The organism is Lysinibacillus sp. RS11 (assembly GCF_042019215.1).
GTDB classification, from domain to species: Bacteria; Bacillota; Bacilli; order Bacillales_A; family Planococcaceae; genus Lysinibacillus; species Lysinibacillus xylanilyticus_A.
Genome location: NZ_CP168124.1, coordinates 4807689 through 4828590 on the forward strand (window position 1 = coordinate 4807689; position 20902 = coordinate 4828590).

Consider the following 20902-nt stretch of genomic DNA (forward strand, 5'->3'; position numbering starts at 1 on the left):
ATGAGGTGATCAAATGAATTTACAGGAATATGCATCATATGACGGTATTGGATTAGCGGAGTTAGTAAAAACAAAGCAAGTGACGCCACACGAACTTACAAAACTAGCGCTACAAGGTATTGAAAAGGTTAATCCTTCGATTAATGCCATTGCCAGCGTGTTAGAAGAACAGGCTGACAAAGCAATTTCAACTTTAAATGATAATCAACCATTTGCAGGTGTCCCATTTTTAATTAAAGAAGTTGTACTCCACGCGGAAGGTGTGCCACATAATATGGGCAGTCGTGTTGCAGAAAATGCTGTAATGTCCGTCGATAGTGAATTAATGAAACGTTTTAAAAACGCTGGTTTTGTATTAAGCGGTACAACCACAACACCAGAGTTCGGCTATAATGCCGCAACGGAAGCTGTCATTTATGGTCCAACACGTAACCCTTGGAATCTAGACCATAGCCCTGGTGGTTCAAGTGGCGGTGCAGCCGCTGCTGTCGCAAGTGGTATCGTCCCAATTGCGCATGGTAATGATGGAGGCGGGTCCATTCGTATTCCTGCATCATGCAGTGGTATCGTTGGCTTAAAGCCTTCACGTGGTCGCGTGCCAATGGGGCCTTATAATAGTGAGGCATTAAATGGGCTAGCAATTGAATTTGCGCAGACAAAAACCATTCGTGATACCGCTACATTACTGGACCAAGTAGCTGGGCCAGATTTAGGATGCTATTCGATTATTCAAAGCCCAGAAATGCCTTACAGTAAAGCCATTCAACAAAAGGTACGTCCACTGAAGATCGCCTGGACAACAGAAACAAATTCGGGTGCATTCGTTGATCCGGAATGTATCGAGGCCGTACATAAGGCCGTAAAATTATTAGAAGAGTTAGGGCATGAAGTAGTCGAAGCTCGACCAGTTTACGACGAAGCACCATTTTCACGCGCAACGGTAAATATTTGGACAGCGAATATTTATAAAATGATTGTGGGGGCAGCAGAATTAACAGGTAAAACACCTTCACGTGATAATATTGAGGCAGCCATTTGGCAATGCTATGAATATGGCAAAAACTTAAAAGCTAGCGCACTTTTAGAAGCCATTAATACGAATGCGCTTGTATCACGTCAAGTAGCGACATTCTTTGAAGATTATGATGTACTTTTAAGTCCAACAATCGGTACATTACCAGCGAAAATTGGTGAGCTAAATGCGGATAATCCAAATATCTCGGCGATTGAATGGACAGAACAAATTTTCACATACGCTCCGTTTACCAATTTGTTTAACGCAACAGGTCAACCGTCGTTATCATTGCCGCTTGCGATGAGTGCGTCTGGCTTACCAATCGGGCTGCAATTTACAGGACGCTTCGCAGATGAGTTAACCCTTCTACAGCTTGGGAAACAATTAGAAGAATCTGCGCCATGGAAAGATCGTAAACCACCCGTACATGTAAGTGCAGAAGTTGCGGAAATTGCTACAACATAAAAAAAGTATTAAAAGGCAGAAATCCCAATCGATTTCTGCCTTTATTTTTATGGTATTACTTTATAGGAACTATGATGGGTTCAATTGCATAAGGTTCTTTAATGAGTTCTAGTGCACCATCACTGTCCTTCATTTTGTAAATACCTACTACAGGAGTAATCATTATCGATGTTGCTTTTTCATCAAAACGGTTTGTAGTAATGCGTGCTTGATTCTCGCTTAGGTCATTAAAATCTGTAAAATCTGTACTATGTCCTGTACCTCTGTGATGAACAATATTATACACATTTCCTAAATCATCGGACACCTTGTACTCAATTGATATTCCACGCCACTCTTCTTCCTCTTTAGCTATTGACGCCATATCTACTAATTCTGAAATTTTCAATGTTGTAGAAACAGGTGTTTCTGTTATTTCTCTAACGATTACTTCTGTACCTTCAGCTTCCGTTATTATACTACCTTTTTCAAATACTTTAGTTTCACTTGCGAGTTTTGCTAAAGTGAATTCAAATGACCAGTCTCCTGCTATTGCATTATTTCCATTATTTAAATCAACAATTTTATTTCCTTGGAAAGTAATTTGTACTTTCTCTGGCTTTGGTCCTTTAATGAGTTCGTAAATATATAATACAGCATACTCTTTGTCATTTATTTTTTTGACAATATAATGATTATCGAATCCACTATGTTTATATCTATTTTCAAATTCATCAGCAGTTATTTCACCCTCTAATTCACCCTCTAAGATCGGCCTTTCCCCTAATTTTTTTTCACTCTTTATTGTGTAAGCTATCGTAATATTTTCTCCATCGTAAACAGCATCTGTTACAGTTACTTCAACATCATTACTTTCTTGAGTCGTTCCAATACTTGTAGAATATTCATCATGCTTTTCGAATACATACTTCTCGTCATCAACGAATAACCCGAATATATTCCCGACAAACGGTATATTTGCCGCAAAAGTAGGGAATGCGTAGCCAATTGAAATACTTGAAGCAACTAAAAATACAACTGCAGCCACAAAAATTCTTGTTAAATGCTTTTTCTTATTTACTTTCATTACATTTCTTTTAATTCTCTCTTTTTCAAGAGTACTCACTTCCATCGGGTCCATATTCATGTCGATTTTTAAGTGATTAAATTGTTTATATAACTTTTTCATGTCACACTTCCCCCTAATCGAATCTGTTGTAACCGTTTTTTTCCACGATACAATCGGTTATCAATAGCAGCCTTTGTCAAACCGTGATGCTCAGCAATTTCTTCATTTCTCATATTTAAAAAGTATTTCATCGTAAAAATATCACGGTCTAATTGGTCTAATTGGCTCATCATTTTTAATAATTCTTCTGTAGAAATCTTTATCAAAAATTCTTCTTCAGCTGATTTTACCGCCTCACTTTTTTCATCTATCTCATAAAACAATGGCGATTTAGATAACTTTCTTTGTTTATTGATTGCTTTATATTTTGCTATTGTGCAAATCCATTTTCTAAAATCCTCTTTATCCCCTTCAAATTGCTTAGCATTTTCGAAAGCTCCCAAAAATGTATCACTTATACATTCTTCTATCATTTGAGGATCATTGTAAGATTTTAAAGCATTATATATAACTGCTTTTACGATACCGACATACTCGTCGATTACATATTGAAGTGCTTCTTCTCGCTTTTTCTTAAGATACTTTATAAAGTTTTCATTAGTTATCCTCATACAAACACCCTTTCTTAAAACATAAGAGCCCCTACACTTAAAACATCGCTCAAAATTAAATTAATTCTCGCAATCATTAGAAAACTTGTGAAATATTTTCAAAAAAAAAAAAAAAATTAAATAAATAAATAGTACGCCATATCAAACATGCTATTTATTTATAAGTTTCTTTTCGTCAATTCAACTTTATTACAAAAGTAGTAAGTATAAACAAAAAAAACAGACCAAATCTTAATCGATTTAGCCTGTTATAGTTTATCTTTTTATACTTTAAGGTCTTCACATAAAAATTCCATAATAAAAAGCAGGGAATTCTTTCGAGATTCCCCTATTTTTTTGATATTATTACAAAATTTGAATTTATAAAGAAAACCTCTAAGCATGTTATATAGTACGTCCCTACGTTAAGTCGCCGCTGCTGAGGAAACAGCAGCTTGGTCAGCCTTTACACAATCAATTGCGACAACGAGCGCAATAATGATAGCTTCCATCTCTTCATTCAATATTTGTACCTTGTAGCTATCGCCCCAAGTGAACCACTCCTTGTTCACTTTACCGACGACTTTACCATGCTGTAAGATTTGAAAATCCATATCCCACCAGTTACCTTCTACCTCAATGCCTGCCGCATCAATTGTATAGCGTGCTTTAAAGAACGAAAACTCCTTCTTAATGGTTAACACCTCTTGACCGTTTACTTCAACAAAAAACTTCGGTAAAAAGCTGAACACCTTTTTCGTAATAAGTGCGACCTCATCTCTTGCTGCATTCATAATGGAGAACGTTTTTGGAATTTGCATAAAACTGCCCTCCACGTAATAAACATCCTTCTCCTGCTGATCCTTTACCGTAAATTTTCCACTTAAACTGAATACCTTCTGCTTTATATAAAGTTGCTTCATACTACGCCTCCTTTTTAATAGCAACCACGATCTTCATTTTTTTAATGGTATGGCACAGCTTTGGCATTTTTTAAATTCTTTCATACTATTACCTCAAAATGTAATTTTATTAAGCTTCTAATGTTTTATAAATCTTTTCGACTCTTTTTAATTGTGGTGCTGTTAGGTATATTTCTCTTTTTCGTAACACATGCAATAATTCCTCTTTATTTTCATCTGTTACGGCTAAGAGCGTACTTTCCGAGTGCTGAGGAATTTCCTTTGGTCTGCAATTCTCAAGGTGATGGAGTAATATTGGAAAAATCACATCATTGTTTTTTTTACTGACGGCTGCTAGCTTCGCAAGAGTTAGGACACCTTTATCAATTGTAATAACTGAACCAACTTTCATAGCATTTTTTAATATGTCAAGATGAGCCATAATGGTTTCTGATGCTTCCTCAGTAATCGTCGCTAATGCCGTCATTCCACCCCAGACCAAACGATTATTACGGCTTTTTAGCAACTCTATAAAAGTCAGGACATACTTACTTATGAGTTCTGGTTTAACTTGTCCAATTTCGTACGCTACTTTAATACAATCGTATTGAATCTTTTTATCTTTGCAAGTTAGGTTTTCAATGATTTCTTCTATGCCCGTATAATTTTCTTCATTAGCTAATTTATGTGCTAGCTCAATATTTGGCCCTTCATCATTTCGACTTAGTTGAGAAGCTAACAGGTTCACAACTGACATGATTATCCCTCATTTATCAAATTTATTTTATGTATATATATCATCACATTTAACCCGTAATAAATCTATATGAGGTTCTCAGCACAATTTAAGTCTGATAATTTGTATTCTCTTATATGTTTTGACGAATTGACCATTGATCATTAATCAAAACAACTAAAATCTCAACCAACCACTATTTAAAATATTGTATATTAAAAACTAAAATATGTAGTATATTCCATAATCTTTATTTATGTTATATACTATACGCTAGAATAATAAAGGAGTTTATAAATTTGGCAAATAATATTAATTTTTTATTGCGGGTTATTTTCTTTTGCCATCAAAGACCAGACCGTTCATTCTATTATAAAGGGAAGAAATTCCCTATATGTGCAAGATGTACCGGTATGGCAGTAGGTTATCTCTTATCCACAATATTAGTCATACTTTTAGGCATATTTGATTTATGGATTATAGCCTTATTAATTTTACCAATGGCTATTGATGGTATAGGACAATTATTTGGTAAATGGACAAGTAATAATACTAGACGGTTCCTTACTGGATTACCTGGTGGAATCGGCATTATTTATATTTTCTACACTATTGGTTACCAGTTTTTTTTATTTGGTCAATATGTTGGAAGAAATCTATAACAAACTATTGGAGGTACTATTATGTATTGTACAAACTGTGGCGAACATATTTCGGAACACGCAGAAATTTGTATCCACTGTGGTGTCCGTGTAAAAAATACAAGTGGTGAAGACAAACCAAACTGGGGTGTTAACATAATTACACTTTGCTGCGTGCCACTTGTTGGATTAATTATGTTCTTTATTTGGAAAGACGAAAAACCAGTTGCTGCTAAATCCGCTTTAACGTTCTTCTTTATTAACATAGGAATTATCGTATTATTCTATATTGCAATGTTCATTATTGGATTAGCAAGTAACTAAAACGAGGGATTACATATGTAATGTACTAATTGCTAAAACGGCAAGGCAAGAAAGATGGTAAATGAGAATTTTCTAATATGCAGGGGGTTTTGATATGTATTGTCCTAATTGTGGTTCTAGCATTAACGAGAATGCTGAAATTTGTGTACATTGCGGTGTTAACGTATTAAAATTTAGCAACCAAGTAACTGCAGCAAAAAATGATACACCAAACATTTGGATTAATGTACTCAGTTTATGCTGTTTCCCGCTACTTGGAATTATTATCTATTTTGTATGGAAAGATACACAACCAAAAGCAGCAAAATCAGCTTTAATATATGCATTGTTTGGTATAGGTATTTCAATTATTATCATGATTATTTCATTTGTAATAGGTTTTACAGCAGGAATGGTGGAAGATAGCTATTATTACTAATAAAAAAGGATTGTTTCATTTTAATTTAGCTGCAATATGCCGCCGCTTAATAATTAAGAAGGGTAGACATTTAGAAAAGTCTCCCTTCTTTTTATTGTATTACTATAAATAAAAACAACAAGCTTAAAATAATGTATATACAAGCCTATCGTTTTTTTATGAAGATTTAATAAGGTTGCCGTCTTTATCAGTAAATTTACCAACAATAATCATTATCAAATCAATTATTGTCCAAATACCGAGTCCTCCTAATGTGAGAACCATTAAAATACCTGTACCGATTTTACCAGCATAAAAACGGTGAATACCTAGACTTCCTAAAAAGAAACAAAGTAATAATGTTGCTACGAAACTTTTGTCTGACATATAAATACCTCCTATAAATTTATAAATACTATATTATGAGACCGTACTCAATAAGTATATTACAGAATAAGTGTTTTTCAACATTTTTTTCCTCGAAACTGTTCTACATTATTGATATTTACTTCCTATAAGAACAATCCTTTTAGAAAGTCGATTTTCTATCATTGACCTTTGATCGTCATCTCTTCTCCGTGATGAATCTAAATGATATTGTTGTTTTTGAGAGCTGCCGCTGTACACTCCATTCTATGAAACTATGTTTAATTAAACCAAGTTAGTCTACTACACAATCTTCTATGCATCTTGGGCAAGTACAAGCTAGTGGCATACATGATTGAAAGAAATGTTGTTCGATGAAGTAATCGCCTGTGTACCCCAGCATGCCTCTAGTTTCATTAAAAAGAACAGGTTTATCTAAAAAGTTTTCAGCTATAAACTTTGCACGAAGTGAATCTTCTGGTAAAAGTATAGCTTCTGCTATTTCTACCCCATTTGGTTTAATATGTGGTGTTTCTTTAATTCATTGTTTTCAATTGATTCTCTTCTTACATCTTTATATCATTGTTAAACAAGATCTTTTGTAATCAAGGTTTTTTCATTTTCAATATAAATGTGACCTCTCCAAACATCCAAATTTAATAAAAAAAACCGCACCTACTTATGGTACGGTTCACCGTAACTAATCTAAATGAGGTTATTGTTCATTATTTTCATAATTAAATTTAACTAAAAAGATAGTGCCTTCCGATCCTGTTTGAATTTCTATTTTTGCATTATGACGGGCAGCAATGGCATAACATACGCCTAACCCCAATCCAGTTCCATTATCTTTGGTCGTGTAAAATGGAGTACCCAGTTTCTCTAATACTTCAGGCCTGATACCTTTTCCTTGATCCCGCACTGCAAGTACCACACAATTTTTACCTTCCTTGTAGGTGCTAATGGTTAGAACTTTCCCTGTGCTCATCGCTTCTAAGCCATTACGGTATAGGTTTATTAATAATTGCCGTATCTCATTACGATTTAAAAGTAATTCCGGAATGTCATTTGTATCGACTTGAATATATTTATTTTGATTATACCCATCAATCTTTATTAAAGGAAAAATATCATGGATAATTGAATTTAAATCTAACATCTGCAAATCGGATTTCCTTGTATTACCTGTTGAGAGAAATTCAGTAATAATAGAATTGGCACGGTCAAGTTCTTCAATCATTAAATTAAAGTACATATTATGTTTCTCATAGGTGTTCTCTTCTTTTAATAACTGCAACAATCCTCGTACTGTTGTCATTGGATTTCTAATCTCATGGCTGATACCCGCTGCCATTTGCCCTATTAAATCTATATTGGATAACCTTTTCAATTCCTTCGCATATTGCTTTTTTTCCGTTATGTTTTTAAAAATACAACAAATACCATTATCATACGGGTATGCAATAACTTCGTGCCAATATTCATCAAAGGTAGAAAGAAATTCGAAATGAACTGTAGTTCGCTCTGACATTGCACGATGAAACTCCTTATACATAACTGTGTCAACGCTACTCGGGAAAACCCCCCATATATTCTTGCCTAATACATCTTTTGCTGTTTTTCTTTGTGGAAAATATTGATGCTTATTTACGTACGTAAATTCCCATTTATTATTCAAAGTAAAGAATCCATCCGTAATACTTTCAATCACACTTGTAACTTTTTCATTAGCGGCAGCTAGTTCTCTCGTTCGCTCTTCCACCATGCTTTCAAGTTGATCCATATATAACAAGTTTGAAAACGTAGGAGCTGTGGCATCAACGATAGATTTAGCCAGTTGAATTTGGGAATTATCGTAATTGTGAGCTTTTTCCTCTTTGCCACCAACGATTACCCCTAATACTTCTCCCATTGAAACCAATGGAATCATCAGTAGACCCTTACTATCTATATTTTTTGTTTGAATAACCTCATGGATCTTGGCTTCATAGCTTTTCTCCATCCAATCCGCTTCTGTCCATTCACAGTCCTTGCTTAACTTCGTTGTTTTAATCGTTGTTTTGTCTAGCGGGTCTAAAAGGTGGACAGCCATGTTTTTACTCTCTAAAATCTGTCCTAAGTAAAAAAAACATTTATCAAAACTCTCCTGTATCGAGGAACACATTGATAAATCACGGGTAACATTTAGTAACAGCTGCTTCTCGGCAATAAGGGTTTCCTTTTGAGTTAAATTATTTGCGTTTTGAATTGCGACGGCAGCCATATTTACATAAGCTTCAACACTTTGAATTTCTGAATCTGTTAAGTTCTTTGGAGCTCCATAATCAAATAAAAAAACCAGACCAAATAACTCTTGCCCAAATGAGATAGGCAGTACTAATAAGGACTTAATTTTGAACGCATAAACTGGTCTCGTATCCAGCCGATGATCCTTTGAGGTATCAGGGATATAGATGGTTTTTTTGGTTTCAATAACTTCTTTTGCCAGTATGTCTATTTCAGGATCAATTACCTGAGTATCGAGTGCTACGCCATTTATAGTCTCTGGTTTTCCTGCAAACCCTCTAAATGTTCCATCTTCCTGAGGTAAAAAAATTCCAACAGCGTTGCATTGAACAATCTCCTCTGATATCGCCATTGTTACACGCTGCAATACTTCACGTAGTTCTAATTTTGTATTTATTATTTTTGTAATATTCGCGAGCCTAGAATATCTCGCCTGATCACTTAACATTCACATAGCCTCCAATTATAGACATAATAAAATAAACATGATAATATCAGTGAAAATCAAGACCAACCTGCCATTTTCGATTTTCTTCTGTATTCTTTTCTTCCCCTTGTTTTACATAGAATACCGCATTTACTTATGATACGGTTCTCCTTTCATAATCCTAAAACTCCTATAAATCTGCTCCACCAACACAAGCTTCATCAGCTGATGTGGTAACGTCATCTTTCCAAAGGACTGCTGCTCATCTGCTCGCTTCAACACATCATCATGTAAGCCAAGGGAGCCGCCGATGACAAAGGCAATTTTGCTTTTGCCATAGGTCATGAGAGATTCGAGATCTGTTGCCATTTGTTCAGAGGTTTTCATTTTGCCATTAATGGCTAGGGCGATAACGTATGTATCTGGGCCGATTTTAGATAGAATACGTTCACCCTCTTTTTTCTTAACGATTTCCATTTCAGCATCGCTTAGTTGCTCAGGTGCTTTTTCATCTGGTACCTCGATTAGATCCATTTTTGCGTAGCCACCGAGACGTTTTACGTATTCGTCTATGCCCATTTTTAAGTACTTTTCTTTTAGTTTTCCGACTGATACAATCGTTATATTCACACGTTATCCACCTTTACAATTCATTTACAAACAAATTATCCACAAAAGTTATCAACATATCCACATAGCATTCCTATATATTGTGTAAAGTTATTTACTTGATACAATATATTCTGCAGGTTGTTCACAGTAGCTACATTTTGTGGATAACTTTTGATCCTCTTCGACTTTATCCATAATTGGGAACTCTTTTTGTTCTGCCACAAACATGTCTAAAGCGTGATCTATATGGTTTTCACAGCTGTATTTTTCCATTTTTACACCTCTTCTTATTTTTCAAAATTTCCACAAACTTATTCACAATTAGGTCTATGTTATCCACATTCTATTGTAACAAAGGTCAAGCCAGTATGGAAGAATAGGCTTTCACCGCTATTCGCCGGTGTAATGTTATTATTCACAATTTTCTAGTTATCCACAATATTTTCTAAATCATTCATTCAACTCCTTTCGAATATTTTTTTCAACATCAAAAAATCAGTGGGAATTCTATAATCCCCACTGATTTTTCACTTACAATGTATTGCTATTTGTTAATGTTAGCGATAGCTCCACCAATTTACCTTGGCGATATACTTTCATCGTTAATTTATCACCAACTTTTTTGTTGTTATATAAATGTTTACGTAAATCGATTGCTGTTTCAATTTTTTTACCATCCATTTCAACAATAACATCGTACTGTTGTGCGCCTGCTTTTGACGCTGGTGAATCATTCACAACATCTGTAATAACAACACCTGTTGTGATGTCTTTTGGCAATTTTAACGTTTCTTGTTGGTAGAATGACGGAACATCCGTTAAGTCTACGAATGAAATACCCATTGTTGGACGGTTCATTTCACCATTTTTCTCTAATTCCTCGATAATTGGAATTGCTGAGTTAATTGGAATTGAGAAGCCTAGACCCTCAACAGAGGATTCAGCAATTTTCATTGAGTTTATGCCGACTAAATCACCAGCAAGGTTAACAAGTGCTCCACCACTATTACCAGGGTTGATTGCTGCATCTGTTTGTAATACTTCTTGTTGCCAATCCACTGTACCATCACCATTTATGTCAACCGGTACAGAACGGTCCTTACCAGAAACAACACCTGTTGTAACAGAGCCATAGAACTCTAAGCCAAGTGGGTTACCGATTGCGATGACTGTTTCACCTTGTTTTAGTACATCTGAGTTACCGAATTTCGCAACTGTTTTAACATCTTTAGAACTGATTGAAATAACAGCTAAATCTGTCCAAGGATCGCGTCCAACTAATTTTGCTTCTTCTTTCGATCCATCTGGCATTGTCACCTCTAACTGTTTTGCACCTTCAATAACATGGTTATTTGTCACGATAAAGGCTGTGTTACCTTGTATTTTATAAATAACGCCTGAACCGCTTCCAGCAGGCTGGCTAGTTGTAGTTGGTGGGTTCCAGAATCCACCACTTGTCACTTCTTGAATATTAGTAATCCCTACAACAGCAGCTGAAGTCTTATCTACCGCTTTCGTTACATCGGTTGTTACTTCCGTTGCAACTTGATTGATGTTTGTTTCATTTTTACCTGTGCTGCTTGTCCCTGGCATTTGATTGACAAGTCCAGGTAACATGAGCCAAACAAGTAAAGCGCCTATGATGACACCGATAAAACCGGTAAATAAATAACCACCCTTACCTCCGACACCGCTTTTCTTTTTATGACGCTTTTCTTGAATCTCTCGCTCCTCTCGTTCGAGTCGCTCCTGAAGAGGTGATTTCTCTATTTTATCGTCTTTTAGAAAATCACTGTTTTTATCATCATCTTGAAAATTGCTCATTCTCCTCATCCTTTCAATTATTAGTATTTGTTAGTTGTTACCCTTATATTACGGTTCAAACATTAAAATCAGATGAAAAATAAATAAAATGGATATAAAAAATAGCTGTTCAAAGCATTTGCTATAAAATGCTATCGAACAGCTCATTAAAGATTCATTTTTTATTGTTTAAACCGTGACTAATTTCGTCGGTTCCTCTGCTTCTGTATCAAATAAATTTAAATACTCTCCGACAATAATTCCGCAAGATTGCAATGTTTGTGTAACACTCATGCGCGCAAGCTCTTTCATGTTATTGTCCTTACTCAAATGTGATAAATAAATATTTGTTGGTTTTTCAAATACTACCTCACTCATTGCAATGGCTGCATCCTCATTTGAAACGTGCCCTACATCACTTAAAATACGACGTTTTATAGACCACGGATAACGTCCCATTTGCAGCATATTGACATCATGGTTACTCTCAAATACAAAGGAATCAGCACCTCGAATGATGCCTTTCATACGGTCGCTTACATAACCTGTATCCGTTATAATAACAAGCTTACGCCCATTTTCATGAAAGCTATAGAACATTGGATCTGCTGCATCATGTGATACGGCAAAGGATTCAATAGCTAATGAGCCGAAATGCTTGACTGTATCCATTTCAAATTCAAAACGTTGCTCTAACGGAATATCACCAACAAGCCCGTCCATCGCCTGCCACGTTTTGGCGTTTGCATAAATGGGTACATTATATTTTCGCGCCAATACACCTATTCCTTTAATATGATCACTATGCTCATGTGTAACGAAAATGCCACTTAGCTGTTTCATATTGCGGTCGATTTTTGTAAATAGTTGCTCCATCTTTTTACCACTGAGACCGGCATCGACAATAAATGCATGATCCTCATTCTCTACATAAATCGAATTGCCTGTACTGCCACTTGCTAAAACACTAAACCGCATCATTCAACTCCCCAGTCTTCTTCTTCGCCCTCTTGCTTGTTTTCTTGGATTTCAATAACATTACCTTCACTAGCATTGACAAAATATTCTTCTGTTTCTCCATCTAATTTCACTTGTACTTCCCATGTCGGTACTAACACTTGCTTTTGCGTTAAATAACCCATTGTCGAGTAACCTAACTTCATTTGCGTAATATGCGAATCTGGCTTTAGTAGTGATTTATTATAAAGTGTCTGGATAATTTGAAGTGGAGGTATGACAGTTTCCTGTTTCTCCATTTCTTCAATATTATCAAGCATCGTTTGTTCATACATTGTAACTTCGTTGTCCATATTCCATTGTACTTTTAATAAGGCACTCTCATTGTAATAGAACATTCGATTACCTTTTTTCTGGAAGAATATGGCGGTTCTTTGCTCACGATCTACCTTCCATAATGCATAAGAATCCCCATCTTTTACGTTTGCACGGACAAACTCTGTAATACTTGTCTCATCATCATTTCGTAATTTCACAGGGTTTATAAAATCAACATGTACAAGTGTATCATCCTCACCTATAATATTTGGTTGCTGATTGCTCTTAGTAAATTCAGTAGGTGTAAATTTATGCACTTTGCCCGTAATATAAACAACAAATTCATTACTATTAGGAAGTGATCCATACGTAATATTATCCTCTTTCAAACGGGCTTCTATTGTTTTTTCACCAGGTATCTCCACGCTCTGCGCTTCATTATAGCGATTTAAATAAAAATAATACAAAAAGATATTTAAGATTAAAAAAACGAATATAAAAATAGATTTTGTTCTATTCCAATCCATTTTTGACACCTCCTAATGTTTCAGGCGTCAGATTCGTCCATACACCGTTACTTATCGCAAACCAGCACGGTTCTAATGTCATATTTTGTTTACTTTTATCTTGCGTTAAATAGTAACCCACAACAATATCATCTATATCTGACAATACAGTGTTATTAAGCTTTTGAATCTTTTCAACGATTTCCGATCCTGATGGCAGTTCTTTAATCTCCTTTTCGGATGGAATGTCTGTACTTAAAGAATAGTACGGACGTTTGTAGCGGAAAATACGATTATCTCCCCAAATAGTTGTAATTCGATTTATAGCTTGATCACTATAAACTGGTAATCCATGTAAATATAGCTGATAATCTAATTGGTTATTATTTGTACTTGTTGATACATAGCGATAATCAGCTGTAAAACCTCCATGTTCATTGATAAATTCAAAGCTATCCGTCAAGAGCTTAGAAGGTTCTATTTTTATACTACTTTCTGCAGTTGGATAAACAAAAATCAATGATTTCAAATTCTTATCAACCGTCATCAGTGACGTACCATCTTGATATTTTACAGAGTTTGGACTTTCATCGGTGCGCTGGACAACATTTGGTTCTGTAAATAACACATCTTTAAAAACATCAGGTGATTTCTCATTGATAAAATACGTATATTTTGTTGATTCAACTTTATCGTTATCAATATAAAGTGAAGTAAAACCATCACGCTCCACTTCTTTAAAAGTGTCGTATGTTTTCGCTGGTTCAATAACATTTCGTACAAATTGATTAGCATTTTGTAGACTGACATGCGAACGCATCAATGTTTCATTATTGCTACTTATGAAAAATACTTGTAATTCTTTGTTATTATAATTACTCCAATCTATAACCATACGATTAAAGGTTGTTTCAGGTAGCTCCTTGTCAGCAAACTGAAAAATTGAGCTAAAGGCGGAGTAAGGAATTTCGCCAGCAAAAAAGATAGTCATACAATTATTAGAACGAATCATCTCGTTTATAGAGCTGGCTGTAAGGTTATTGTTATCGCGCACTAGATCAATATTCCAGCCCACAAATGATTTCATAATATCTTCCATTGCAGCATTAGATACAGTTCCGGTAAATTCCTTATCAAAACGGTAAATAGCCTTATAAGGACGAATTACATCTTCCATTTTTTTTTGTGGTCCAATTTGGATTTCTTTTTCCTCAGTTTTTTCAATCACTTTATAATCTGGCGTGTATGTCCAATTCAAAAAGGTTAAAACCACACTTAGCATAACGAGTAGGAATAATACAACTGATTTAACTGGTTCTATATATTTCATTCCCACTCACCTGCCTCGTCAAAATCATCTAAATCAAGTGGTAATGTGAAGAAAACCGTTGTTCCTTGCCCTTCTTCACTTTCAGCCCATATTTTACCACCATGAGCTTCAATCATTTCCCTGGCAATAGCTAGCCCTAGACCTGTCCCGCCCATAGAACGAGCACGAGCACGATCCACACGATAAAAACGATCAAAAATACGTCCCACATTTTCCTTAGGAATTCCCATACCATCATCAGAAATCATGACCTTTAACATATTCCCTTGCACAGTAAAGCCAAAGCGAATATTGCCTCCATCTGGTGAATATTTAATAGCATTAGAAATGATATTATCGATAACCTGTGTCACCTTATCCGTATCAATTTCTACATAATAAGATGCCTCTGGGAATAACCGTTCAAACATCACTTTGTCTGACTTAGACATTTCAAAGCGATCGATAATTCGGTTAAAGAAGGAATGGAATAGAACAATGTCTTTATTCAACTCATAATCTGTACTATCCATTCGTGATAACTGCAACAAGTCATTTACTAAGCGGATCATACGCTCTGTCTCTGTTTGTGTGACATTCAAAAATGTTGGAGCAATGTTTTCATCTTTCCATGCACCGTCTGCTAACGCCTCTAAATAACTACGCATCGTCGTTAATGGTGTCCGTAATTCATGTGACACATTTGATACAAATTCTCGGCGGTCCATCTCTATCTTTTCCTGCTCTGTAATATCGTGCAGTACAGTAATTAAACCATTAATAAAACCAGTTTCTTTTTGAATAACAGAGAAATTCGCACGTAAAATATACGGCGCGTCTGCTGTACTGAAATCTAAATTCACTGCATCATTCATATGAATTAAATCTTCAAAACTATACTCTTGGTCAATGCCTAAAACAGATGCAATAGGACGACCTACTGTTATATCTCTTGTAATATGCAGCAGCTCGAGTGCGGGATCATTAATAAGAATGATGCGCCCTTTTCGATCGGTCGCAATAACACCATCCGTCATATTACTAAGGACCGAATCGAGCTTTCGCCGTTCTGCCTCTGTAGTAGATTGCGCCTCCTGCAAGCGATTCGTCAAGTGATTAAAGGTTATAGCAAGTTGACCTATTTCATCTGTACCATAAACTCGTACTTTTCGTGAATAGTTTCCTTTTGCCATCGCCTGAGCCTGCTTACGCATATCTGCAATTGGCTGTGTAATTGTTCGTGCCACTAAAATCCCTAAAAAGATAGTAACCACCAAGGACACTGCTGTACCACCGAGGAAAATACGGTTAATGTCATTCACCTGTTCGAAAACAGATTCAATATTAGCTTCAATATAGAGTACCCCAACGATTTCATCATCAGGACCTGCACCATCTCGAATTGGCGAAGCTAACACCCACACTCGATTTCCTGTATTACTATCAAGTTTAATGTTTTCAAATAATGTTTCTGCAGAGATTGCACGGCGTACGAGATCATTATTCGAGCGCTGTCCAATCAAATTTTGATTGTCTATCTCAGATGTGGCGCGAATACGCTGTCTAGTATCGATAACGCGGATTTCTAAAATGTCTTCATTAGAAACATCCTTCAACCCCTCGGAAAACTCCATTACAATTGTTTTCAAGCTTTCTTCAAGAGATGGCATAGTTTCATCGCGTTCTTTTAAGATTTCTTCACGAATGCTATATTCCATCAAATCGACTCGTTGAAAAATGGATTCTCGGAAATTGGTTTTTAAATTGTTCTCTAATTCGCGCGCAAAATAAATACCTATTATTTGCAAAGCTAGCAGTATTAACAAAATATAAATTAATACTAGCTTGACATGAATGGATTTAAAGAAGCTTACTTTCTGCATTCCTATTTACTCCTGTTCAGGATTTCGTAAATAATATCCTACACCACGGCGTGTTACAATCCAAGCTGGGTGACTTGGATTATCCTCTATTTTTTCACGTAAACGACGAATTGTTACATCAACTGTTCGTACATCACCAAAATAGTCATAGCCCCACACAGTTTGTAGTAAATGCTCACGCGTCATTACTTGTCCAATATGCTTACCTAAGTAATGTAATAACTCAAACTCCCTATGGGTTAATTCAATTGACTCTTCACGTTTCAATACTAAGTAGGCATCAGGCTGAATAACAAGTGACCCTACCACAATTTCATTGGACGCTTCTTCAACCTCTTCGGCAGCAGGAGCTACCACTTGTAAGCGACGCATATTTGCCTTTACACGTGCAATAAGCTCACGTGTACTAAATGGCTTTGTCACATAATCGTCTGCGCCCATTTCTAATCCTAATACTTTATCAATCTCAGAGCCTTTTGCTGTTAGCATAATGATAGGAAAATCATATTTTTTACGTATTTCTCTACAAACTTCCATCCCATCACGCTTTGGTAACATTATATCTAAAAGCATTAAATCTGGTTGTTCTTCTTCAACCTTCTCTAGTGCTTCATCTCCATCATAAGCACAAATAACTTTGTAGCCTTCTTTAATTAAATTAAACTGTAAAATATCTGCGATTGGTTTTTCATCGTCAACAACTAAAATTGTTTTGTCCATCTTTTTTCTCCCTTTCGCTATTTATCTATTCTTAAACGAAGTGTAATGATCTATTCTTAAACAAAATGTATTGTTCCGCTGGATGCTTTAGTCCAACAGATTGGTCACTCAAGTGTTTCCACAGGCTGTGAAGTTCTTAGCCTAAGTTCCTCTATTTCAACGGATGCTAGGACACCCGCTAAAATTAACTTTAACCAACATTCATCTCACTACCTATAGAGATGGGAGACTTCTGTACCTGACGCTATGCTTTCGGTACAAAAATTACCTACTGAAAGAAGTTAAAGTCACTACTCTTAACTCTACCATGCTTTTAACTTCTATGCATTATTCTAAATCTAAAGACATTAGACGATATTGTATTGAACTACATTTCGACAAATATTTCTCGGGAAATAACTTGGAATTATAAAAGAACTATACAAAAAGACAGCCCCTTTTTGGCTGCCTTCTATCCGAATGGATTAACGACCTACATATGATAATGGATTTACTAACGAACCATTCTTTTCAACTTCAAAGTGTAGATGTGTACCTGTTGAATTTCCAGTAGAACCCATAACACCTATAACAGAACCTTTTTCTACTATCTGCCCGACTTTAACATTAATTGAAGATAAGTGTCCGTAAAGTGTCGTATAACCATTATTATGATTAATCACGATACGATTACCATAGGTACCTGATTCGCCAGCTGCGGCAACAACGCCATTATCAGAAGCTAAAATATTGTAGTTACTTGGACGGGCAATATCAATACCACGATGGAAATCTCCCCAACGTTCACCCATCTGACTTGAAATATAGCCACCTACAGCAGGCCAAGAAAATTCACCCGTGCCACGAGATGAAATTACTTTCGTACCAACAACTTCAATTTGATCAACAGGTTGCTGTACGATTTTTTCTTCTGACGCAACTTTGGATGTACGATTCCCATTTTCAGACGTTAACAAATAAGTGGTTTCTTTCTTTCCATTAACACCTTGTTGTTTAATTACTTTCTCACCTTTATACATCATCGGATCTTCTTCGATTATTTTCTTAAACGGAATTTGATCAGTAACTTTCTTTTCCTGTTTTACTTCAAGTGTTACAAATGGTTTAGCAACTGTTACATTTAATGCTTGTCCAATTTGTAAAACTGTATCAACCGTGATACCAGGATTTAACGCTAATAGCTCAGCTGTTGTTAAATCATGTTTTTTAGCAACCGAACCTAGAACATCACCTGATTGAATTTTATATATTTCTTGCTCAAGAGCACCTGTCATTAAATATTTCACAGCTTCCTCAGGCGTTACAATAGCATTCGGGGCTACTTTTTGTGCTCCACCTGAAATTCCCTGTTTAAAAGAAATATCTAAAAGTCGTGTTTCACCAGTTTGTAACGGTGGTATATTCGTAGATTGCTGGTTAGTATCTAAACTATTTAACTCTTGCTGTGAAACATATTGTAGCTTTAGCATACGAATAGTATCTTCATAGGCTTTTGCATCTTTTAAGTAAACAACAGGCTTATTATCTACAAATAATGTAAAAGCTGGAGACTGAGCTACTAAAGATTGCTCAATCTTAGCCAAAGTTTCCGCATCTTTTGTTTCATCACTAAACACTTGCTCTGGGATTATTTTAACAGATGAGTTAGCATCGATCGTTAACTCTTTGTATTGTTGTTTTGCCTCTTTTTCCTTGGATGCAATGATTTCTTGGACCGCTTTCTCATTAGAGACCGCACCAATATATTTATTTCCCACGTAAACGTGATAAATTTTATGTAAATCTTCTTGATGATTTTCTTTTGCATAACCTACATTAAACGTTAAACTTGTCATTAAAACTGTAATAATGGATACCTTTTTAATTGAAGAAAAATTGTAAGTGAATCTATCGTTTTTTTCTTTTCTAAACCAAGATGAACTCATCAATAAAGCTCCTTCCAACTTTAACCTATTATAGGATGAATTACCCATAAGGCTTTTTTGCACCACTATACTGTATCATAAAGAAAATACGGTTTGAATGTTTTCATCTTTTTGTAATGTAAATGTATTATTTATCTACTAATTGTTACATAATCCCTATTTTCCGTAGTTTTTTTAATAATAATATTTTCATATAATTAGTCAGGGTAAAATGTAGGCGTTATCACAGAATATGATTTCTTTCACAAACATAAAAGGGTGTACCGCATATGGCACACCCTTTTGTGTTTTTCATTTATTATGCTTCCCAAACGTCTACTAAAACGTTCGTTTGTTCACGTGCAGGACCAACAGAGAAAGTAGCAATTTGAATACCTGTTAATTCACTAACACGTTCTACATAGCGTCGTGCATTCTCAGGTAGCTCTTCTAATGTTTTGCAACCTGTAACATCTTCTGACCAGCCTGGTAGCTCTTCATAAATCGGCTCACATTGTTCAATAATATGAAGATTTGCAGGATACTCCGTAATTGTTTCATCTTTATATTTATACGCTGTACAGATTTTCACTGTCTCTAAACCAGATAAAACGTCAATAGAATTAAGTGCAAGATGTGTAATACCACTTACGCGACGTGAATGACGGACTACTACTGTATCGAACCAACCTACGCGACGTGGGCGACCTGTTGTCGTACCATATTCACGACCTACTTCACGAATTTGTTGACCCACTTCATCAAATAATTCAGTTGGGAGCGGACCATCACCAACACGAGATGTATAGGCTTTAGATACACCAATAACACTTGTAACGCGTGATGGACCAACGCCAGCACCGATCGCTACACCTCCGGCAACAGGATTCGAAGATGTTACAAATGGATACGTACCTTGATCGACATCAAGTAAAATACCTTGTGCACCTTCAAATAACACTTTGCCGCCCTCATCAAGTACATCATTTAAGATTTTAGATGTGTCTGTTACATATTTTGCGATTTCTTGCCCATAGCCGTAATATTCCTCGAAAATTTCTTCGAATGTTACACCTTCAACTTCATAGAATTTCTCGAATAATTTATTTTTAATTGCTAAATTATGACGTAGTTTTTCTTCAAATACTTCTTTGTCTAATAAATCAGCCATACGGATACCGATACGTGCTACTTTATCCTGATAGCAAGGCCCAATCCCTTTACAAGTCGTACCAATTTTTTTATCGCCACGGCTTTCCTCATCAGCGATATCTTGTTTGATATGATAAGGTAAAATAACATGTGCACGATTAGAAATACGTAGATTATCCGTATCAATACCACGCTCTTGTAAACCTCTAAGCTCAGTTACTAATGACTTCGGATTAACAACTAATCCATTTCCGATTACTGAAGTTTTTTCTTTATAAAAAATACCTGATGGAATTAAATGTAGCTTATAAGTCTCCCCATCAAATTTAATTGTATGTCCAGCATTATCGCCACCTGCAAAACGAGCGATTGCTTCGGCTTTTTGTGAAAGGAAATCTGTAATTTTACCTTTCCCTTCGTCTCCCCACTGTGTTCCTACAACTACAACTGATGTCATAATCAGCACCTCCGTTAGATACGT

20 protein-coding genes and 1 pseudogene are annotated in these 20902 nt (G+C 35.7%); 4 read left to right on the forward strand and 17 right to left on the reverse strand.

Annotated features, from left to right (window positions below; all coding sequences use genetic code 11):
* The first annotated feature begins 13 nt into the window (after positions 1-13).
* On the forward strand, positions 14-1480 hold the full coding sequence (locus tag AB9L17_RS24840) for an amidase (protein WP_068985778.1): 1467 nt from the start codon (positions 14-16) through the stop codon (positions 1478-1480).
* A gap of 55 nt (positions 1481-1535) precedes the next feature.
* On the opposite strand, the gene AB9L17_RS24845 is transcribed toward AB9L17_RS24840, so the two are convergent.
* The 4 genes from AB9L17_RS24845 to AB9L17_RS24860 form a co-directional block, all read right to left on the reverse strand.
* On the reverse strand, positions 1536-2648 hold the full coding sequence (locus AB9L17_RS24845) for a DUF4179 domain-containing protein (protein ID WP_068985779.1): 1113 nt from the start codon (positions 2646-2648) through the stop codon (positions 1536-1538).
* A complete protein-coding gene (locus AB9L17_RS24850; RefSeq protein WP_068985780.1) occupies positions 2645-3199 on the reverse strand; it encodes a sigma-70 family RNA polymerase sigma factor in 555 nt (184 codons plus the stop codon). The genes AB9L17_RS24845 and AB9L17_RS24850 overlap by 4 nt, the downstream gene beginning before the upstream one ends.
* Positions 3200-3603: 404 nt before the next feature.
* A complete protein-coding gene (locus AB9L17_RS24855) occupies positions 3604-4101 on the reverse strand; it encodes an LURP-one-related/scramblase family protein (RefSeq protein ID WP_068985781.1) in 498 nt (165 codons plus the stop codon).
* Positions 4102-4210: 109 nt separating this feature from the next.
* The gene (locus AB9L17_RS24860; RefSeq protein ID WP_068985782.1) at positions 4211-4837 is read right to left on the reverse strand and encodes a hypothetical protein; all 627 of its coding nucleotides are present in this window, start codon (positions 4835-4837) and stop codon (positions 4211-4213) included.
* A 278-nt stretch (positions 4838-5115) separates the two neighbouring features.
* Between AB9L17_RS24860 and AB9L17_RS24865 the strand changes: the two genes are divergently transcribed.
* From AB9L17_RS24865 to AB9L17_RS24875, 3 genes are all read left to right on the forward strand, one after another.
* Complete coding sequence (locus AB9L17_RS24865; protein WP_083227084.1) at positions 5116-5478, forward strand: DUF2085 domain-containing protein; 363 nt, start codon at positions 5116-5118, stop codon at positions 5476-5478.
* Positions 5479-5499: 21 nt separating this feature from the next.
* The gene (locus AB9L17_RS24870) at positions 5500-5781 is read left to right on the forward strand and encodes a zinc ribbon domain-containing protein (RefSeq protein ID WP_068985783.1); all 282 of its coding nucleotides are present in this window, start codon (positions 5500-5502) and stop codon (positions 5779-5781) included.
* Positions 5782-5875: 94 nt separating this feature from the next.
* On the forward strand, positions 5876-6199 hold the full coding sequence (locus tag AB9L17_RS24875; RefSeq protein WP_068985784.1) for a zinc-ribbon domain-containing protein: 324 nt from the start codon (positions 5876-5878) through the stop codon (positions 6197-6199).
* Between the two features lie 156 nt (positions 6200-6355).
* On the opposite strand, the gene AB9L17_RS24880 is transcribed toward AB9L17_RS24875, so the two are convergent.
* From AB9L17_RS24880 to AB9L17_RS24940, 13 genes and pseudogenes are all read right to left on the reverse strand, one after another.
* Entirely contained in the window at positions 6356-6565 is a 210-nt protein-coding gene (locus AB9L17_RS24880; protein ID WP_068985785.1) for a TM2 domain-containing protein, read from the reverse strand.
* 358 nt (positions 6566-6923) lie between these two features.
* Positions 6924-7085 (reverse strand): annotated as a pseudogene (locus AB9L17_RS24885) (purine-nucleoside phosphorylase); the annotation flags it as partial.
* A 174-nt stretch (positions 7086-7259) separates the two neighbouring features.
* Positions 7260-9278, reverse strand: coding sequence for a GAF domain-containing sensor histidine kinase (locus tag AB9L17_RS24890; RefSeq protein ID WP_068985786.1), 2019 nt, complete (start codon positions 9276-9278; stop codon positions 7260-7262).
* 129 nt (positions 9279-9407) lie between these two features.
* Complete coding sequence (rlmH, locus tag AB9L17_RS24895) at positions 9408-9887, reverse strand: 23S rRNA (pseudouridine(1915)-N(3))-methyltransferase RlmH (RefSeq protein WP_068985787.1); 480 nt, start codon at positions 9885-9887, stop codon at positions 9408-9410.
* Between the two features lie 90 nt (positions 9888-9977).
* Positions 9978-10142 carry a CxxH/CxxC protein gene (locus AB9L17_RS24900; protein ID WP_068985788.1) on the reverse strand — a complete coding sequence of 55 codons (165 nt, stop codon included), beginning with the start codon at positions 10140-10142 and terminating at the stop codon, positions 9978-9980.
* Between the two features lie 258 nt (positions 10143-10400).
* Entirely contained in the window at positions 10401-11693 is a 1293-nt protein-coding gene (locus tag AB9L17_RS24905) for a S1C family serine protease (RefSeq protein WP_223553708.1), read from the reverse strand.
* 168 nt (positions 11694-11861) lie between these two features.
* Positions 11862-12650 (reverse strand): MBL fold metallo-hydrolase, encoded by a 789-nt coding sequence (locus AB9L17_RS24910; protein ID WP_068985790.1) that lies wholly within the window; start codon positions 12648-12650, stop codon positions 11862-11864.
* On the reverse strand, positions 12650-13474 hold the full coding sequence (locus AB9L17_RS24915) for a two-component system regulatory protein YycI (protein ID WP_068985791.1): 825 nt from the start codon (positions 13472-13474) through the stop codon (positions 12650-12652). Before AB9L17_RS24915 ends, AB9L17_RS24910 begins: the two co-directional genes overlap by 1 nt.
* Positions 13461-14783 carry a YycH family regulatory protein gene (locus AB9L17_RS24920; protein ID WP_223553707.1) on the reverse strand — a complete coding sequence of 441 codons (1323 nt, stop codon included), beginning with the start codon at positions 14781-14783 and terminating at the stop codon, positions 13461-13463. Before AB9L17_RS24920 ends, AB9L17_RS24915 begins: the two co-directional genes overlap by 14 nt.
* Complete coding sequence (walK, locus tag AB9L17_RS24925) at positions 14780-16645, reverse strand: cell wall metabolism sensor histidine kinase WalK (RefSeq protein ID WP_068985793.1); 1866 nt, start codon at positions 16643-16645, stop codon at positions 14780-14782. The genes AB9L17_RS24920 and walK overlap by 4 nt, the downstream gene beginning before the upstream one ends.
* Before the next feature lie 6 nt (positions 16646-16651).
* Positions 16652-17365: a response regulator YycF gene (gene yycF / locus AB9L17_RS24930; protein WP_068985794.1), complete on the reverse strand. Its 714-nt coding sequence runs from the start codon at positions 17363-17365 to the stop codon at positions 16652-16654.
* A 464-nt stretch (positions 17366-17829) separates the two neighbouring features.
* The gene (locus AB9L17_RS24935) at positions 17830-19290 is read right to left on the reverse strand and encodes a M23 family metallopeptidase (RefSeq protein WP_223553705.1); all 1461 of its coding nucleotides are present in this window, start codon (positions 19288-19290) and stop codon (positions 17830-17832) included.
* A gap of 298 nt (positions 19291-19588) precedes the next feature.
* Positions 19589-20878, reverse strand: coding sequence for an adenylosuccinate synthase (locus AB9L17_RS24940; protein ID WP_375199909.1), 1290 nt, complete (start codon positions 20876-20878; stop codon positions 19589-19591).
* Between the last annotated feature and the right edge of the window lie 24 nt (positions 20879-20902).

Coding starts and splice junctions, on each gene's coding strand:
- AB9L17_RS24840 (WP_068985778.1), top strand. CDS start 14: ATGAATTTACAGGAATATGCATCATATGACGGTATTGGATTAGCGGAG.
- AB9L17_RS24845 (WP_068985779.1), bottom strand. CDS start 2,648: ATGAAAAAGTTATATAAACAATTTAATCACTTAAAAATCGACATGAAT.
- AB9L17_RS24850 (WP_068985780.1), bottom strand. CDS start 3,199: ATGAGGATAACTAATGAAAACTTTATAAAGTATCTTAAGAAAAAGCGA.
- AB9L17_RS24855 (WP_068985781.1), bottom strand. CDS start 4,101: ATGAAGCAACTTTATATAAAGCAGAAGGTATTCAGTTTAAGTGGAAAA.
- AB9L17_RS24860 (WP_068985782.1), bottom strand. CDS start 4,837: ATGTCAGTTGTGAACCTGTTAGCTTCTCAACTAAGTCGAAATGATGAA.
- AB9L17_RS24870 (WP_068985783.1), top strand. CDS start 5,500: ATGTATTGTACAAACTGTGGCGAACATATTTCGGAACACGCAGAAATT.
- AB9L17_RS24875 (WP_068985784.1), top strand. CDS start 5,876: ATGTATTGTCCTAATTGTGGTTCTAGCATTAACGAGAATGCTGAAATT.
- AB9L17_RS24880 (WP_068985785.1), bottom strand. CDS start 6,565: ATGTCAGACAAAAGTTTCGTAGCAACATTATTACTTTGTTTCTTTTTA.
- AB9L17_RS24890 (WP_068985786.1), bottom strand. CDS start 9,278: ATGTTAAGTGATCAGGCGAGATATTCTAGGCTCGCGAATATTACAAAA.
- AB9L17_RS24900 (WP_068985788.1), bottom strand. CDS start 10,142: ATGGAAAAATACAGCTGTGAAAACCATATAGATCACGCTTTAGACATG.
- AB9L17_RS24905 (WP_223553708.1), bottom strand. CDS start 11,693: ATGAGCAATTTTCAAGATGATGATAAAAACAGTGATTTTCTAAAAGAC.
- AB9L17_RS24910 (WP_068985790.1), bottom strand. CDS start 12,650: ATGCGGTTTAGTGTTTTAGCAAGTGGCAGTACAGGCAATTCGATTTAT.
- AB9L17_RS24915 (WP_068985791.1), bottom strand. CDS start 13,474: ATGGATTGGAATAGAACAAAATCTATTTTTATATTCGTTTTTTTAATC.
- AB9L17_RS24920 (WP_223553707.1), bottom strand. CDS start 14,783: ATGAAATATATAGAACCAGTTAAATCAGTTGTATTATTCCTACTCGTT.
- walK (WP_068985793.1), bottom strand. CDS start 16,645: ATGCAGAAAGTAAGCTTCTTTAAATCCATTCATGTCAAGCTAGTATTA.
- yycF (WP_068985794.1), bottom strand. CDS start 17,365: ATGGACAAAACAATTTTAGTTGTTGACGATGAAAAACCAATCGCAGAT.
- AB9L17_RS24935 (WP_223553705.1), bottom strand. CDS start 19,290: ATGAGTTCATCTTGGTTTAGAAAAGAAAAAAACGATAGATTCACTTAC.
- AB9L17_RS24940 (WP_375199909.1), bottom strand. CDS start 20,878: ATGACATCAGTTGTAGTTGTAGGAACACAGTGGGGAGACGAAGGGAAA.